Genomic DNA, 16854 nt, shown 5'->3' with positions numbered 1-16854 from the left:
TAAAGCTAAATAAGTGATACCCGCCGCAATTGCTGTGTAAACCCGCCTTATATCTTCAGATCTAATCGAAAAATCAAAAACCGCTGAAAATTAGCAATTCTGGATACTTTCTATTTTTGTATTTTTTCCTTAATTTCCATTTATAAAAATGGGCTTCCGTATTTTTCAGTGTATTCGTAATAGCCGTAGCGGTACATATACATTGTCTTTTCAATTTCCTCCGCCGCAGCAAAATTAATCATGTGCAAAACCAGTTCAGTGAACTCTATGGGGGCTGTGCCATTCGCAGTTACCAGGTTTTTATCTTTAACAGCCTGCTCTTCCATAAACTCTGCATCCGGATGATAGTTTTCGTAGTCCTGCCAGAAGTAAGCCGAATTGCCGGTATGGCTGAAATGATTTAAAAATCCATTCCTTGCTAAATAATCTACCGCTCCGCATATGGCACCGACCGGAATATTTTTAGTGATCGCTTTGTCCACTAAATTAAAAATATCATCGCTTTCAACGTCCCATTTGTTGCCGCCTATTAATACGAGCAAATCGAAATCCGGATGGTGGTTGATTTTATAATCCACCGCTGTTTTAAAGCCTCCGATAGATGTAACCTGGTCATGCAGAGAAATTGTACTAACCGCCCACTCCTTACCCTCATTCAATGTAGCCGACAGGTAAGCGGCTTCCCAGTCAGCATACTCATCTAAAAGCAGAAACAATGCTCGTTTCACAGCAAATTCCTCCAAGCTGATTTTTGTTATAACTTTACATAGGCCGGCTGCAGCCTAACTGAACAATGCTCACTCTGCCTCAATCCATGCCGGGTTCCAGACAATTTCCCACAGATGGCCATCCGGGTCCTGGAAATGTCCGGAGTACCCTCCCCAGAATGCATCATGTGCTGGGTCTGTGATAAAGGCACCTGCACGTTCCGCTTTCCCCATAATCTCGTCCACCTCCGCTTTACTATTCACGTTGTGACCGAGAGTGAATTCCGCAGGATTTGGCTGGTTGGCCTTTATACCAGCTTCATGCGCAATATTTTTACGATTCCAAATGGCAAGCTTCAGCCCTGCCTGCAGATCAAAAAAGGCTACTGCTCCGTGATCGAACTCCTCCCCTACAATCCCTTCAGTAGGAAACCCCAGCCCATCACGATAAAAGCGCAGCGATTTTTGTAAATCCTGCACTCCAATAGTAATCACAGACACATTTGGCTTCATAAAATCATCTCCTTGTAAAAATAAAATCATCTAATTGCCGGAAAGATTCATTGGTCCAAACGCCTAATAAGACGTGCCGGGTTTCCGCCCACAAGCGTACGGGCAGAAACGTCTTTGGTAACGACTGCTCCCGAAGCGATAACTGCGCCGTCTTCAATGCGAACGCCGGGATTAATGATGGCTCCTCCCCCGATCCACACATTATGTCCGATCGTCACAGGCGTTCCGTATTCCTGGAGCGTCGCGCGGGAGGCTTCCTCCATCGGATGATTTACGGTATATATGTGCACGCCCGGCCCCAGCATCACTCCGTCACCGAATGTAATTGGCGCCTCATCGAGCATAACGCAGTTGAAATTGGCGAAAAAACGGGCACCAAGATGAATATTATAACCATAGTCACACCAGAACGGCGCACTAATCCGGGCTTCTTCCCCCATTGTGCCTACGATTTCCTGTAGCAGCTGATTGCTTCTTTCTTTCTCCCGGACACTGGTGGAGTTATACTCTTCAAGCAGCAGCTTCGCCTGCAGCCGCTCCGATGCAAGTTCAGGGTCGTGCGGTAAAAACAGCTCTCCATTCATCATTTTTTGCTTTTCACTTTTCATTCGGACACCTCTTTTATTTTCGCCTCTTAAGCCTTGAACACTTCTATACGCCCACTATACCACTGTTCGTTTAGTCTGGGATATTTGTTTTACGGAATGTTCCAGAAATTTCTTTTTCTTTTTAATACACATGTATTAAAAAGATGGTATACTTACATTACTTTCTAAATACCGGGGTGTACTATGCCAAAACTCATTGACCACGAAAAGAAAAAAGAGCAGATTATTGAATATGCCTGGCAGTCCATTGTGAACAGCGGGGCGAAAGGCGCGACGGTAAGAAATATCGCAAAGCTCGCTGACATGACGCCGGGGCAGATCCGCTACTACTATCCTACCCACAGCTCGCTGCTCGATGCAGTCATGAAAAAAGTAAATCATAAAGTTGCCCAAAGAATTCAGGAGATTTTCGGGCAGGAAAATGTCACCGAAAAGGAACGGGTCATTCAGGCGATACTCGCGGTCCTCCCTTTGGATGATGACCGCTATGCGGATATGGAGGTATGGATGGCGTTCCAGTACGAAATCCATGCAGCAGGAACGAATTTCATGGGAGATGAGATACGAATGCTCATTCAAAAAACCTTACAGTATTTGAAAGAAAAACAAATGCTGCAGGAGGACCTGCCTGTCGAGCTCACTACCATGCGTGCTCACGCCCTCGTTGACGGCCTGGCCCTGCATAAATGGTTAACCCCTGACCGCATAGATAATAATAATATTATTAAACTGATTCGCGAAGAAGTCTATTCCTGGCTTAAGGAGGAGCATAGATGAATTTCATACTGCTGTTGATTATTGGGATCGAAATAGCCTTCTGGTTGGTTATTGCCGCCGGGTTAATTATTCGTTACGTGTTTCAAATGCCTAGACTCGGGTTATTCTTTCTCGCCTTAACTCCCGTCCTGGACCTGGTGCTGCTGGCTGCGGCCTCCGTGGATCTTATGGGCGGGGCAATAGCTACCACGGCTCATGCCATTGCTGCCATTTATATTGCGGTATCCATTGTTTTTGGAAAGCAGATGATCCGCTGGGCCGACGAACGGTTCAAGTATTATATTATGAGGCAGGGCGACAAGCCGTTCAGGCTCTACGGCTATGCCTACTCCCGGAAATACTTTAAGGACTGGGTCAAACACGTATTGGCATATGCGCTGGGAACAGGGATGCTGTGGGGAGTTATTTTTGTCGTTAATAACGCAGACAGAACTGAAGCATTGAGCGGCACGATTAAATTATGGTCTCTCATCGTAGTGATCGATTTAGTTATCTCCATTACGTACTTTATATGGCCGCGCGAGGCGAAATATAAAGAAGAAATTCAAGAGTAACACGCCCGGGAACATCTTTAGTGCGATTGATATTTGAATATGATCGTCGCATAACCTACTACAGAAGCGGCGAGAAACAGTGTATGATAACCAAACGCACCAGCGACGATTCCGGAAAAAATGGATCCTGCCGCCTGCCCCAGGGCAAGCATTAAAAACGGCAGCCCCAGCCCAATGGAGGGATTCGTCCGGAATACTGAAACGCCCCACACAATTAGGACCCCGGTAATGAAAACATACGAACTCCCAAACAGAAACGGGGACAAAAAACCAACCACGGGACTGCCGGGCCAGCTGCCGAGAAGCAGAGACGCAGTGGACAGCGTTACTACTGAAAGCCTGAAGGCGTTCCAAATGCCAAACCGGTTAATAAAGATGCCGGCGGTACCGCCCAATAAACCTGACAAACCGATGATTACCCAGAGCCAGTCTCCGAGGTAGCCAGGTACGCCCTCCAAATTTACGATAAAATCTCTCGAAAAGGTCCAGTATGCCGCAGAAGAGATGCCCAGAAGCAGCGAGGCCACGATCAGCTGGACAGACTGCTTCCACTCCTGCTTCACAAAGCCAGCCGATCTCTTTTTTTCAATTGCCGGCTCGTGAGGCAGTACTTTGTAGTTGGCAGCCAGCACGATTACGGCGATAACCATAAAGATCACATACGTCTCCCTCCAGCTGTCCACCATCATAATCGCGATGGCACCGGTGAATGCCGTTCCGATGCTTGTACCGGAATTGATCCAGGCATTCGCCTGGTTCTGCTCCCTGGCTTCTACCGTCGTATTTACAATACTGGCATATGGCGGGGACGATAAGCCCGTACTCATCCCTGCTAAAAATATCCCCGCCCCAAGCCCGATCGGAGTCAAAGAAACGGAGATAACGCCAAGGCCAATAATCGACAACAGTCCCGCTGCCACCAGCATCAGCCTCGAAGTCACCTTCCCGGAAAACATCATCGCTGCTACTATCGCTATACAGTACGCCACATAGGACATAGAAGAAATGATTCCACTCGTGGATTGGGTCATATTGATTGCTTCATTAATATAGGGAAGCATCAGTCCGTAGCTGAAACGGGACAGCCCGTAGGTCACCGCAATCATCGGCAGTCCCGCAAGGATTAATTTATTCGCATTCATAGTTATTCGCCCCTTCTTATTTATTGATCGTTCATTCAATAAACGGTGAAAAAATAAGAGCCGTCAAATAACGATGCTCTCTTATCATGTTTATTCATGGGCCGTCTGCATGTTTTTTGCCAAATCGAATGCCGATTTTTCTATTTCTTCCATCTCCAGAATTTGAGCCATGGACGTAATTCCTTCCAGTATCATGAACAGCTTCATTCCTAGCGTTTTGGAATTATTAAAAGGTTTGATGTCGCGCTCAATTTTATTTAATAGGTTGGTTTTATGGTCCTTACTCATAGCAGTAATCTCTTCGTTGACTCCCTCATATTCCTGTTTTGCTCTTAAAAACAAACATCCATTAAAGCCGTCCGTTTTCATCCAGTCCACATGGGCCTGAATCAGTGATTCTGCGTATATGGTGAAACTATTTGCTCCCTCCGTTTTTTCTTTTATAAAGTCGAAATAACGCATTTCCCTGCGCTTTAATATTTCTATAATCAACACTTCTTTAGACTTAAAATGATAATACATCGTCATCGGCGCCACTCCGACTTCATTTAATATACTTTTGACCCCGACAGCATGAAACCCGTTCTGATAAAAAAGATCTTCTGCGGTGTTCAATATAACCTCTTTTTTCGATGCCGCTTTCATAAATCGTTCCCCCTTTTTTATTTATTGAACGTTCATTATAATAAATCATAACATATTCTATCGCGAAATGTTACTTTATTGTTTTTTCTTTCTAATTTTTTCTGCCGTCTCATTTAAGAATTCATCTATATTATATTCTTTGTAATCATCCCGAATTTCAGCAATGACTATGCTTCTCGCTTCCTGTTCTGTTTTTCCTTCCTTCATTAAATCCAGCAGTTTAACATTATACGCAGCTTTGTAGTCTTCTTCACCTTCGGAAATATTTTCCGCATCCCCGCCCCAGATAATACCGACAATTTCTTCTAAAAACTCCCGATATTCCATATCGCTACCCCTTTTCGGATAATATTTTATAATTCAATTATACTTTACCCTTTCAAATGCAAGTTGAAGAAAATTCTAGAAAGTAAAAACTAAAAACTTTCTTCATGTTCGTCTTTTGATGAGAGTTTTATAAGGGAATAGCGGTATTACCACTAAGAAGAACGGAATGTCAGTATACTTTTGATATAGCCATACACACAGGAAATGAGTCCTGTAATCTGGAGGTGCAGCTGATGAAAGTTCTTTCTTTTATTATGTTTTTCATTATTATATTAATTCTCGAAAAATGGCGTTTTCACTATTTTACAAATAAAGAAATCGCTTCTCTTTCCGCTACTAGCGAAAATGACCCAGCTATGCCGATAACACAGCAAAGAATCGAAACTCTTCCTCTCCCTGTAGCGAGATGGCTCATGAATATTGGACTGGCGGGCAAACGTGAAATAAAGTCGGTACGATTAAAACAAACGGGAGTAATGAAATTGAAGCCTTCACAGAAAAAGTGGTATCAATCAAATGCGGAACAATATATCACAGTCAATGAACCAGCGTTTCTCTGGAAGACAGAAATAAAAATGCTCCCCTTCATCAACGTAGTCGGAAGAGATCTTTTTACGCATGGCAGGGGACAAATGAAAATCAAAATAGCTTCGATTATTCCCATCGTAAACATAGCTGATAATGAAAAATTTAATCAGTCCACCCTGCAAAGGTATTTGCTTGAGCTGCCCTGGTACCCTTCCGCTGCGCTCAGCTCTTATATTCAATGGAGGCAGATCGATGAGTTTTCCGCCGAAGCCATTATGAATTATAACGACGTTTCGGGGTCCGCCACATATCAGTTTAGTGCTGAAGGAAATATAGAAAAAATTAGCGCTTTGCGATATAAGGATAGTGGTAAAAATGCAAAACTTCTGGAATGCGTCGGGGAGGTTGTAGAGAATTCCACTATTGATGGGATAGATATTCCTACAACATTAACTGTTTCTTGGATGTTAGAAGAAGGAAAATTCACGTGGTATAAAGTAGAGGTGAAAGACATAAAATTTAATGAATAACCATAAACAAAGCAAAAGACTGTCTCTTTATACGCCTGGAGACAGTCTTTTCATATTCACGATTTAAAAACATACTTTACCATAAGCACCCAAAAGGGGATAACAATGATGAGAAGTAAAACAATAGCGACCGCTGATAATAGATTGGAAATGAAAGAGTCTTGAACAATCATCAAATAGATATTAAAAAAAATTACAGCCGTGAGAAAAATTCCTCCAATGACTGACCCGGTATTTATCGTTTGTTTCAATTAAACACCCCCAGCTATAGAAAACAACGAACCCTTGCCAGGTTCGTTGCATTCGTTATGAAAAATTCCAGAAAACCAAGCAACAGAAGAGCGATGTTATATTCTATTCTTACTCATTATAGCACCTGGCTCTCTTTTGATTAAGAAAAAACCATTGAGAACAACGACCGTCCGCAGTGAAATACGATTAACTATTTTCTGTTCCGGCGTTTTCCTGCTTCCACCAGCGTATGAGTAACGTAAAATAATCCAATACCAACAAAAATAATAATGAAGACATTTACAACAATACTCCATAAACCATGGACGGGGAGGTATGAAAACAGCCAGGCCATCGGGAGCAAAAAGATAAGATCATATGTATTAATTTGAGCAAAAGTATATTCAAGAGTTTCCCGTTTCTTATCTCTCATATTTGCCCACCTCCTGTTTTAGCCAAATTCTTTTTAACTATAAAATATGACTGCTTACTCTGGATATCTCTGTACATATAAATACAAATCACTCACGAATACATTTTTAATATCATTCATTGATTTGCTCACCGCGGATAGGATTGCAGCCGTTCTCAAACCTCATACGGATAGATGTCCCCTGAAGAAAATCTGCCCGGGTCGACAACTGCATGTGCAGATGGGCTTCTGATGAATTGCCTGAGTTACCACATTTTCCTATCAGCCGTCCTATTGAAACGCGTTCGCCCTCCTCTACCAGAATCGAACCGGGCTGCAGGTGAGCCAGAACGCTGTACTCCTCGAAAGCATGATGAATAACCACCACATTACCCGCCAGCTTCTCTTCATTCATGACTCCCGGCTCGTTGTCCGGGATTCCATCCACAACCGCAGCTACAGTACCCTCTGCCGGCGCATAAATTGGTTCCCCATACGCCGCATAGTGCTCATTTCTTGCCGGCGATTTTTCATAGGTTTTTCCGTTAGTTTGAATTACCAGATCATACGCATAGCGTTGGTTGAATAGATGGTGATGAGCGTTAGCCAGAGGATGATTTCCACCCCAGACGATTGTCCATCCTACCCCCGGCTCTACCGGCCAGCGATACTGTTGCCTGGATTCCTCCTTTTCGCCAATGGGATCAATAGCTACGGGAATCATAGCCAATCCGTGTATGATGTATTGATCATCCATGTAGACATCAAGCGCCCGCTCATTCCGGTCGTCGTTCCAAACGTACTGCACTAAATGTTCATCTATTTGATATGAAAACAGAAGACTATATGCTGTTACCCCTTTATTGAAGCCGGCGGCCATTTTCTGAAATTCTTCTCTGGCAGCAAGCCGCTTAAAATCGTTGGTAGTTTGCTCGTAAATGCGAACAAAATCTCCGAGCAGAAACGAATTTCCAAACTCCTGAGGCGGTATTGGATTATCCGGAAATGTAGACGTCATGATGCCTTCCTCCTGAAAAGTCATTTGGCGTTTCGTATTACTAACCATCCGGCTACTTTTTTGGAGTACTTATCCAGGAAGTGCCCCAGGCAGCCGTCAGAATAAAGATTACTATCAGTCCAGCGGATATAATTGGCTTTCCTAATTCATAGCCGAGCCCCAGACCTCCAGCGATAATTGCCGTCAATAGCAAGGAAGCCGGCGTTATTATTTGTTTTCCCTTCATTTTTGGTTCCTCCAATTACCAACAGCTTCTACTCTTTATTCCTTCATCATATCAGGAGTCAATAATGGAAGGAATATTATGGATAATATTTGTTTCGAATTAAAAAAGGGTCCTTAGACATTTATCCAAGAACCCTTTTGGCCACTTCAATTTATTTTTTTATACGCAGTCTTACCATATTCCAGGACATGCGCGGCAGCTCTGCCTGCAGCTGCTTTTCTTCCAGAACAGCATTGCCGCCGTTGTGCGGTGCTACTTCTTCCTTATCTTTCGTGTTCACCGCTTTCGGATCATCATGCTCGAGCACGACATGCTCCACTACCTCCGCCTGTTCAAACGAACGCAGGTCATAAGAGATGGATAATGATTCTTCTAGATGCCTGTTGGTCATAAAAAGCACCAGTTCATTTCGTTCTTCATTCAATACTACCGCACTATCTAAGTATGGAACGTCTGAGAATTCTCTGGAATCGTATTTATCCGAATGAATAATCGGGTGCAGTGCTTTTCCGCGCCCGTAGACCGACAAATAATAATATGGGTAATAAATGGTCTGCTTCCATGCTTTCCCCTGATTTTCCGTCATAATCGGGGCGATCACGTTTACCAGCTGCGCCATACAGGCCATCTTTACACGATCAGCATGGTTAATCAGCGTATGAACCATATTAGCTACGAGCAAAGCGTCTTCGAAATTATAAACATCCTCCAGCTGCGGCGGCGCGATCTGCCACGACTCTAGCTGTTTATCCGCTTCGGTCGAATGAAACCATACATTCCATTCATCAAAGCTGAGATTGATCGTTTTGTTGCTTCGTTTTTTAGCCTTAATGTAATCACATGTAGAGATGACCGTACGAATGAATTGATCCATATCCAATGATTTTGCTAAAAAATTAGCCGTATCGTTATCATGGTTTCCATAATATTGGTGCAGTGAAATATAGTCGGCAAATTCGTAGGTGTGTGAAAGCGTCGTCGCTTCCCACTCCGGGAAGGTCGGCATAGCGGAATTCGAACTACCACAGCTCACCAGTTCAATCGATGGATCCACAGTTTTCATCGCCTTCGCTGTTTCATAAGCGAGACGTCCGTATTCGTCAGCCGTTTTGCCGCCGATCTGCCAGGGCCCGTCCATTTCATTGCCAAGGCACCACGTTTTAATATTGTGCGGCTGCTCGTAGCCGTGGGCTTTCCGCAGATCACTATAGTACGTGCCTCCGGGATGATTGCAGTACTCAAGCAGGTTTCTTGCAGCATCGATGCCTCTCGTCCCCAGGTTTACAGCCATCATAACCTCGGTGCCGGCTTTTGCCGCCCAGTCGGCAAATTCATTTGTACCCACTTCGTTTGTCTCTATGGTGCTCCAGGCAAGCTCGAGCCGTCTCGGCCGTTCATTTTTTGGCCCGACGCCGTCTTCCCAATTATACGCAGAAACCATGTTCCCCCCTGGATAACGAACGATGGGAACCTGCAGGTCCCTGACTAATTGCAGCACGTCCTGGCGAAAGCCCTGTTCATCTGCATTTTCATGTCCCGGCTCATAAATGCCGCCATATACAGCCCGTCCCAATTGCTCGATGAAAGAACCGTAAATTCGCTCATCCACCTCGGAAATTACAAAATCCTTATCTACAATAACTGAAGCTTTAGGTTGTTTTTTCGCCATATTTTGTACGCTCCTTGGTTATGCTGTAATTCTTAGATTCCTGCTCTCGTACACTTTTTTCTTCCAGACGCTGGTACAGGTTTTTCGTAATAAATACAGTTGCTAATGCGGAAAGACTGCCGTAGAAAAAGAGGAAAAATGCCGGGACCGTTAACGCCCCGTAGATTAAAGCAAAATGAACCGCTATTAATGAAACAGTAATATGCATTTTTGTAATTCCAATAATCAAAGCGTTTTTAAAGTAAGTTAATAAACTGGTTTGAAAGCTTGAATGTAAAGCAAACAGATGCACTGTCAGTGAACTGTAAACGACTAAAATAACAATGTAGAAAAATATTGTTACTGCGTTTGCGGAAAAACCGTTATTCAGCGCCGCATAGTTAACAAGGATAAGCAAGGCGCCTCCCAACCACAGGAAGCCAAGCATGTTTGCCTGTATGAAATCCCGCTTGTAAAACTGAATAAATTTTTTCCCTACCTTTATCTCCCTGCTGTTTAAAAGCTCTTTTGAAACACCAAGTGCTGCAGTCGAAGCTGGAAAAATACCAAATGCTATCAGGCCACTAAGCATTCCTACAATCCAGCATACGTTTAATATAAATAGTTTATTGATCCATGCGAAAATCATATTCAATTTTTCTAATGGGAGCTTTTTCATACCTTTTCCTCCCTCTGGAGTAATCAGCCTTTAACACCGCCGACAGTAAGGCCGGAGATGAAGAATTTCTGAAAGAACAGAAACAGAATGACAATAGGAACAATGGTAAGAACGGATCCGGAAAACAGGAGCTCATAGTTATTACCATATGGAGTAAGCAATGTGGCCAAGCCTACCGGAAGCGTGAACATTTCATTTGATCTTAATACAAGCAGCGGCCACAAAAAGTTGTTCCAGCTGGTAAGCCCCTGGAGAATAGCCATTGCCGCAAACGAAGGACCCATGAGTGGCGCCATTATTTTGAAAAAGATGCCGTACTCTGTGCATCCGTCAATTCTCGCGGACTCCATTAGTTCCTTCGGCAGCCCCAGACAATACTGTCTAAAGAAAAACACTGCCACCGGGGCAACAATTAAGGGAAGCATTACCGCAAAATAGGTGTCCACCAGGTTTAAACCGGTCATCATCTGGTAAAGGGGAAGCATTAAGATTTCAAACGGTACCATCAGTACAAACAATACGAGCATAAAGATAACTCTTACTCCTTTGAAATTGTACATCGCTAGCGCGTAACCCACCATGGAGGAAAAGAATAGTGATAATACAATTAAGCCTCCACTAACAATGAGACTGTTCATATACCACTGCCAGTAGCTGGCCCCTTCCTCAGAAAATACAGCCAGGTAATTACCAAGATCCAGACTGGCTGGATCGAAAAAAAACGAAAGACCTTGCCTCATCAATTCTGAAGAGGGCCGCATAGAAGCTACAATCAATGATACTACCGGGGTGAGAGCAATTACAGTTATTACTGCAAACAATGCAGTCAATAGAATTGACACCCATTTTTTATTATTTTTGCCCATCACTCTTTAATCCTCCTTTTTGAAGGCGCCAAAGAATTTCAGCTGAATCATGCTTACAACAAATATGATCAGCATTAGCACGACTCCGATAGCTGCGCCGAAGCCCATGTCATTTTGCTGAATGCCTTCTTTGTAAATATATCCTACAATGGTTAAGCCAATATTGCCGGGAGAACTGTTTTCCCAGAATACAAAGCTTTCTTCAAACATCCGGAAGCCGTTAATGATCGTAATGGTGGCTACGAAAATAATAACAGGCTTTAAAGCAGGCATCGTAACGAATAAAAATTTCTGCCATGCGCTCGCTCCGTCGATATCAGCCGCTTCATATAACTCCTCCGAAACGTTCTGCAGACCAGCGAGAAAGTATAGTATGTTCACGCCGATCCAGCGCCATGAAGCAAGCAGCACCATTAAAAACATTCCCGTGCCTGCTCCGTACCTCCACTGCACCGGGTCCATGCCAACAAGTCCAAGCAATTCGTTTACAAAGGAGTTTTCCGACTCCCCGAACATCATCCGGAAAATAATACCGGCGACGATAACCGAAGTAAGAGCAGGTATAAAAAGTGAAGCCCTGAAGAAATTTTTAAAATACAGGGATTTACTGTTTAAAAATACTGAAAGTATAATTGGAATCATTACCAATATAATGACTGTAAAAAACACGTAGGTTGCTGTATTTCCCAGCGCCTGAAAAAAAGTCGGGTTTAAAATACGTTCATAATTATGAGTTCCTATAAAAGTCGTCTGGCCAGGAAGAACCTGCTGAAAACTCATAATGATCGCCTGAATCATTGGATACAAGTACAGTGCCAGGAAAGATACAATGAAAGGCGATACAAAAACATAAGGAGCAACCTTCTTTGAATTCAGGAAATGCAGAATACCTTTTAAAGAAAAAGTCTTTTTATTGGACATTGTTTCTGAACGTTCCATTTTCTGCTCCTTTCCGCTAAATAATAATAGAAGGAGGGCAAAAGCCCCCCAGTTCTATTCTTCTGTCTGCCCGCTGCTTACTGCGTCTTCAGCCTGCTTTAATGCTTCTTCTGGGTCCTGGCTCTGCTGCCTGATAGCGCTGTTCAGCACATTCGTGTGAATTTCGGACTGCACATCCGGCAGATCCGGTGTAATATTCAACGCTTCGATTTCCCCATTTAAGTCCAGAAGGGTGTCAAAGATTTCATCGTCAAAGTAGTCGTAGTAAGGGTTAGGTTCATCCATGGCCTCATCATCCCACACAGTGTACATTGGTGGATCAAATCCTAATTCCTGCCAGAGTGCAATATTTCCTTCTTCAGACAATTTCGCATAGGCTAAAAATTCTTTAGCCAGTTCCGGCTCTTCCGTCTGATTCGTTACTACTGTACCTGTACCGCCCATTCCAGCTGTGCGGTTTCCGCCTTCCTCCCATACCGGCAGTGGACGAATTTCCATTTTCCCTTCGAGATCAGGCATATAATCAATAAATCTGCCCATGTACCAGGTTGGCATCATTAACGAAGCGGCTCCTCCGTCATTCATGTATCCATAGTATTCTTCAGAGTGATGAAATCCGCCTGGTGTTACTTCTGCTACTTCATGTTCATTCACCATGTCGTCTAGAAATTGAAGTGTATCAACGTTAGTATCGTTTGCCAGGGTTAGATCGCCTTCATCATTGAAGTAATCGGATCCTCTTTGACTGATTAAAGGCCAGAAGCTGAAATGCTCATCAACCTCCACTGTAGTCATCATAGAATCTGTATTTTCTACCACCTGTTCTCCTGCTTCTACATAGTCATCCCAGGTAACAATTTCATCTATATCCACCCCGGCCTCTTCCATAATCTCCGTATTATAGTACATTACTGTAGCGCCAACGTGGTAAGGCATACCGTAATAATTATCATCCTTGGAATATATATCAAACCGTTCTTCCACCATATCGTCGAGCACTGGCTCTACGTATTCATTCATCGATTCTAATTGAACGTCACCTTCAAGGAAGTTGGCAAAGTAACTAATTTCTATGTCCGCCATGTCAGGAGCTCCAGACCCCGACTGTAGAGAGAGAAGCAAATTATTATTCATCTGATCAATAGGGTATACCTCAGCTTGTAATTTAATCGGCCTGTCTTCATGCTCCTCATTCCATCTGTTTACTGCATCTTCATAAATACCAATATGTTGTTCATTGAATGTCCAAAAAGTTAATTCGGTAGCATTCTCACTATCTTCCCCGATTACTTCTACTTCATCTGCTTCGCCTTCTCCTCCTTCTCCGCCTCCTTCACCATCACTTCCGCTACCACTCCCGCCGCCACAACCTGCTAAGTAAACCAAAGACAGCATCGCACCACCAAAAATCGACCAACGCTTCATAATTGTCCCCCTTATCTATTTTCCTAACTTATACGTACAAGTTATTTTTTATTTAACCATACAGGTACATTTATTGCAAGCGCTTTCTATATATTTATTTCAATATTTAGATATCAAATGCCGACAAATACTGACAAAACAATTTTTCTTCAGTTGTACGCATGTGTATGATACGATAAAAAGAAAAAGAGGTGCATGATGGTCTCAAAATATAAACAATTAAAGCAGCACATCCAATCCAAAATTTTGGACGGCAGCTTCCGTCCCCACCAAAAAATTCTATCTGAATACGAATACGTAAAGAACTTTGAAGTAAGCAGACATACGGTACGCCAGGCTATCGGCGAGCTTGTGAGCGAGGGATGGCTGTACCGGGAGCACGGCGTCGGCACATTTTGTGCAGACCGCTCTAAATTTTCTTCCCCCTCCACCCGTAAAAACGTAGCCATTATCACTACGTACATTTCAGATTATATTTTCCCCTATATTATACGCGGAGCTGAAAGGTATTTAAGCGATAAAGGCTACAACGTTATTCTTATGAGCACCAATAACGATTTTGATAAAGAAAAACAGGCGCTCGAAAATATTCTTACCCAGCAGGTCGATGGACTGATTATTGAGCCGACACGCAGCGCGCAGGCTAATCCCAATCTAAATTACTACCTGAATCTCGAAAATGCCGGTATCCCTTATGTTATGATGAACGCGTATTATGAAGAGCTTGAACCGCTGAGTTTAACCTTAAACGATCAGGAAGCCGGATTCCGGAACGCGGAGCATTTAATCCAGTTGGGCCACCGGCGGATAATTGGGTTATTTAAAACGGATGACATGCAGGGCGTGCAGCGGATGAAAGGTTTCCTTAAAGCTCATCGGCACTACGGCTGTCCGGTGGATCCCTCCCTTTTGATCACGTATTCCACCGATGAAAAGTATTCCAAGGCTGCTCAGGCTGTTGAACAGATTTTAAGGGATCAGACTGATGGGCCTACTGGACTTGTCACCTATAACGATGAACTCCTGCTGCAGCTTCTCGATGTGCTCCGCGATAAAAACCTGCAGGTTCCTGGGGATATTTCTGTCGTAAGTTTTGACGATTCCCATTTTACCCAAATCTCCGAAGTGAAATTTTCTTCCATCGTACATCCTAAAGAACGTATGGGAGAGGACGCAGCCAAATATGTAACGACTCTCATTGAACAGCCGGATGCCGCCCTTTCCTCTATTGTATACGAGCCTCATTTTATTGACCGCCATTCGACACGGAGTCTCCAATTCACACCAGCGCTGGAAACAGAATAAATATTAAATACGGACCGGCAGACAGCTGGACCGTACTCAAAAAAGGAAGCTGCCCCTTTTATTACGGGCAGCTTCCTTTTTCGTCTGGTTACAATTCGTAATTCCTGTAAATATTATTTTAAAGCACAGTAATTCCGGGCTCCTCCGGGCCTTAGAACTGTTTATTTTTCAAAGCGATAGGCTTTCTTGGAAGGCTCCCATATTGTTTCTATTTCTTCTAAAGACTTATTTTTCGTTTCAGGTACTATGGTCATCACAAAAACAAAACAAATAACGTTAATAACCGCAAACATCCAGAATGTAAAAGCACCTCCGGCGTTATTGATGAGTACAGGCGTGAACTGCCCTATCGCCCAGTTAGCTCCCCATAAAAACATGGTGGCAATTCCGACTGCTTTTGCACGCATATGATTTGGAAAAATTTCCGGAATCATAATCCATGGAATTGGGCCCATTGAGATACAAAATGCTGCAGTAAAGCCCATGATAAAAAGCAGCGCCCAGATTCCATTACCTACATCAAAGTAGAAAACGCTTCCAATAAGAACCATAAATATTGCCATCAAACTCGATCCTACGCCCATCAATCGTTTTCTTCCTGCTTTGTCGATTAATAAAATAGCAACTACTGTAAATATTACCTGTACGGTTCCTATTAAGCTGGTGGCCAGAAATTCAGTATTATTTTCAAACCCAACCAGCCGGAAAATCGTTGGTCCGTAATAAGTTACAGCGTTCATTCCGATAACCTGATTAAATAGAGCCAGGAAAATACCGACTGCCATTGCTTTTCGAAGACCCGGCTTCAACAGCTCTCTAATTGATGTGCTTGATTCACTTCGAAGAGAGGTTTGAATAGCCTCAAGTTCCAGTTCAGCTGTGCGGGTGTTATTGATTTTTTCCAATGTCCGAAATGCTTCTGTATGCTTTTGCTTTTTCACTAAATATCTGGGACTTTCAGGAATAAAGATGAGCATGATAAAAAAGAGAACTCCCGGCACTACTCCGTATCCGAGCATCCACCTCCAGCCTGTTTCAACTCCCCATCCATAGCTGCCCGAGTTTGCCACAGCAAGGTTAATATAAAATGTAGCTGAGATACCAATAATAGTGAACAACTGATACATAGAAGCCAACCGGCCGCGTATAGCAGGCGGGGCACACTCAGCAATATACGTAACTGACAACGCAGAGGCAAAGCCAATTCCGAGACCGCCCAGAACTCTTGCGAGAATGAGAGAAGTAACACTCATAGCGAGCGCAGACCATAAGGCGGAAACAGCAAAGAGAATCCCCGACAGCATTAAAATCTTTTTTCTGCCAAAGCGGTCACTTAAATATCCGGACAGCCCGACCCCGGCCACTCCTCCTACCATAACACTTGAAATAATAAATCCTTCCATAGCCGGACTTAAATTATAAAGCTCCTGCAAAAAGCCGATGGCGCCTGAAATTACTGCGGTATCAAAACCATACAAAAACCCTGCCATTCCTGCTGCGGAAGCTATCAACAATACATACCAGACTGACTGCTTCTCTTTCATGATGTTCAATGTCCCCTTTCAATAATTGGAAATGATAACGTTCACAAGAAAACTATCATATGTTCGTACAAGTTTCAATAATTTGGGTTATTTTTACATTAGTTGCATACAAGTATTTTTTTAAAATTAAACTAATGACAATTTCTCACTCCTTCTTTTCTAATTATGTTGTTTAAAAAGGATAGAAAGCGGTTGCAAGAAGCTTCGTTTCGTGGTTAAATGAACATAAC

19 protein-coding genes are annotated in these 16854 nt (G+C 43.3%); 4 read left to right on the top strand and 15 right to left on the bottom strand.

Annotated elements, in window-relative coordinates; genetic code table 11:
• Positions 1–140: 140 nt before the first annotated feature.
• The 3 genes from ACTRXF_RS13260 to ACTRXF_RS13250 all read right to left on the bottom strand — a co-directional run bounded on the left by ACTRXF_RS13260 (position 141) and on the right by ACTRXF_RS13250 (position 1828).
• Positions 141–728: a type 1 glutamine amidotransferase family protein gene (locus ACTRXF_RS13260; protein WP_474262243.1), complete on the bottom strand. Its 588-nt coding sequence runs from the start codon at positions 726–728 to the stop codon at positions 141–143.
• A gap of 69 nt (positions 729–797) precedes the next feature.
• The gene (locus tag ACTRXF_RS13255) at positions 798–1220 is read right to left on the bottom strand and encodes a VOC family protein (protein WP_474262244.1); all 423 of its coding nucleotides are present in this window, start codon (positions 1218–1220) and stop codon (positions 798–800) included.
• 47 nt (positions 1221–1267) lie between these two features.
• On the bottom strand, positions 1268–1828 hold the full coding sequence (locus tag ACTRXF_RS13250; protein ID WP_474262245.1) for a sugar O-acetyltransferase: 561 nt from the start codon (positions 1826–1828) through the stop codon (positions 1268–1270).
• A gap of 183 nt (positions 1829–2011) precedes the next feature.
• On the opposite strand from ACTRXF_RS13250, the gene ACTRXF_RS13245 reads away from it, so the two are divergent.
• Positions 2012–2605 (top strand): TetR/AcrR family transcriptional regulator, encoded by a 594-nt coding sequence (locus ACTRXF_RS13245; protein WP_474262246.1) that lies wholly within the window; start codon positions 2012–2014, stop codon positions 2603–2605.
• Entirely contained in the window at positions 2602–3159 is a 558-nt protein-coding gene (locus ACTRXF_RS13240; protein WP_474262247.1) for a hypothetical protein, read from the top strand. Before ACTRXF_RS13245 ends, ACTRXF_RS13240 begins: the two co-directional genes overlap by 4 nt.
• A 17-nt stretch (positions 3160–3176) precedes the next feature.
• Here the strand turns inward: ACTRXF_RS13240 and ACTRXF_RS13235 are convergent, their stop codons facing one another.
• The 3 genes from ACTRXF_RS13235 to ACTRXF_RS13225 all read right to left on the bottom strand — a co-directional run bounded on the left by ACTRXF_RS13235 (position 3177) and on the right by ACTRXF_RS13225 (position 5273).
• Positions 3177–4301, bottom strand: coding sequence for an MFS transporter (locus ACTRXF_RS13235; RefSeq protein ID WP_474279466.1), 1125 nt, complete (start codon positions 4299–4301; stop codon positions 3177–3179).
• 90 nt (positions 4302–4391) lie between these two features.
• Positions 4392–4946 (bottom strand): TetR/AcrR family transcriptional regulator, encoded by a 555-nt coding sequence (locus ACTRXF_RS13230; protein ID WP_474279464.1) that lies wholly within the window; start codon positions 4944–4946, stop codon positions 4392–4394.
• A gap of 75 nt (positions 4947–5021) precedes the next feature.
• Complete coding sequence (locus ACTRXF_RS13225) at positions 5022–5273, bottom strand: hypothetical protein (RefSeq protein WP_474279462.1); 252 nt, start codon at positions 5271–5273, stop codon at positions 5022–5024.
• A 233-nt stretch (positions 5274–5506) separates the two neighbouring features.
• Here ACTRXF_RS13225 and ACTRXF_RS13220 point away from each other — a divergent pair, with 233 nt between their 5' ends.
• Positions 5507–6331 carry a DUF6920 family protein gene (locus ACTRXF_RS13220; protein ID WP_474279460.1) on the top strand — a complete coding sequence of 275 codons (825 nt, stop codon included), beginning with the start codon at positions 5507–5509 and terminating at the stop codon, positions 6329–6331.
• A gap of 442 nt (positions 6332–6773) precedes the next feature.
• Here ACTRXF_RS13220 and ACTRXF_RS13215 read toward each other — a convergent pair whose 3' ends face one another.
• From ACTRXF_RS13215 to ACTRXF_RS13180, 8 genes are all read right to left on the bottom strand, one after another.
• A complete protein-coding gene (locus ACTRXF_RS13215; RefSeq protein WP_474279458.1) occupies positions 6774–6995 on the bottom strand; it encodes a DUF6007 family protein in 222 nt (73 codons plus the stop codon).
• Positions 6996–7107: 112 nt separating this feature from the next.
• On the bottom strand, positions 7108–7992 hold the full coding sequence (locus tag ACTRXF_RS13210; RefSeq protein WP_474279456.1) for a M23 family metallopeptidase: 885 nt from the start codon (positions 7990–7992) through the stop codon (positions 7108–7110).
• A 52-nt stretch (positions 7993–8044) separates the two neighbouring features.
• Entirely contained in the window at positions 8045–8218 is a 174-nt protein-coding gene (locus ACTRXF_RS13205; RefSeq protein WP_474279453.1) for a hypothetical protein, read from the bottom strand.
• 151 nt (positions 8219–8369) lie between these two features.
• Entirely contained in the window at positions 8370–9887 is a 1518-nt protein-coding gene (arfA, locus tag ACTRXF_RS13200; RefSeq protein WP_474279451.1) for an arabinosylfuranosidase ArfA, read from the bottom strand.
• Entirely contained in the window at positions 9868–10545 is a 678-nt protein-coding gene (locus ACTRXF_RS13195) for a YesL family protein (protein ID WP_474279449.1), read from the bottom strand. The genes arfA and ACTRXF_RS13195 overlap by 20 nt, the downstream gene beginning before the upstream one ends.
• A gap of 23 nt (positions 10546–10568) precedes the next feature.
• A complete protein-coding gene (locus ACTRXF_RS13190; protein ID WP_474262282.1) occupies positions 10569–11411 on the bottom strand; it encodes a carbohydrate ABC transporter permease in 843 nt (280 codons plus the stop codon).
• A 6-nt stretch (positions 11412–11417) separates the two neighbouring features.
• The gene (locus tag ACTRXF_RS13185) at positions 11418–12350 is read right to left on the bottom strand and encodes a carbohydrate ABC transporter permease (RefSeq protein ID WP_474279447.1); all 933 of its coding nucleotides are present in this window, start codon (positions 12348–12350) and stop codon (positions 11418–11420) included.
• A gap of 54 nt (positions 12351–12404) precedes the next feature.
• Positions 12405–13775: an ABC transporter substrate-binding protein gene (locus ACTRXF_RS13180; protein ID WP_474279444.1), complete on the bottom strand. Its 1371-nt coding sequence runs from the start codon at positions 13773–13775 to the stop codon at positions 12405–12407.
• A gap of 198 nt (positions 13776–13973) precedes the next feature.
• Between ACTRXF_RS13180 and ACTRXF_RS13175 the strand changes: the two genes are divergently transcribed.
• Positions 13974–15080 (top strand): substrate-binding domain-containing protein, encoded by a 1107-nt coding sequence (locus ACTRXF_RS13175; protein WP_474279442.1) that lies wholly within the window; start codon positions 13974–13976, stop codon positions 15078–15080.
• A 161-nt stretch (positions 15081–15241) separates the two neighbouring features.
• Here the strand turns inward: ACTRXF_RS13175 and ACTRXF_RS13170 are convergent, their stop codons facing one another.
• Positions 15242–16624 (bottom strand): sugar porter family MFS transporter, encoded by a 1383-nt coding sequence (locus ACTRXF_RS13170; protein ID WP_474279440.1) that lies wholly within the window; start codon positions 16622–16624, stop codon positions 15242–15244.
• Positions 16625–16854: the final 230 nt, after the last annotated feature.

It is taken from the genome of Marinococcus sp. LNHM3E3-2.2 (assembly GCF_056034385.1).
Note: the sequence above shows the minus strand (reverse complement) of the source record. Positions and strands in the feature narration are given on the sequence as shown.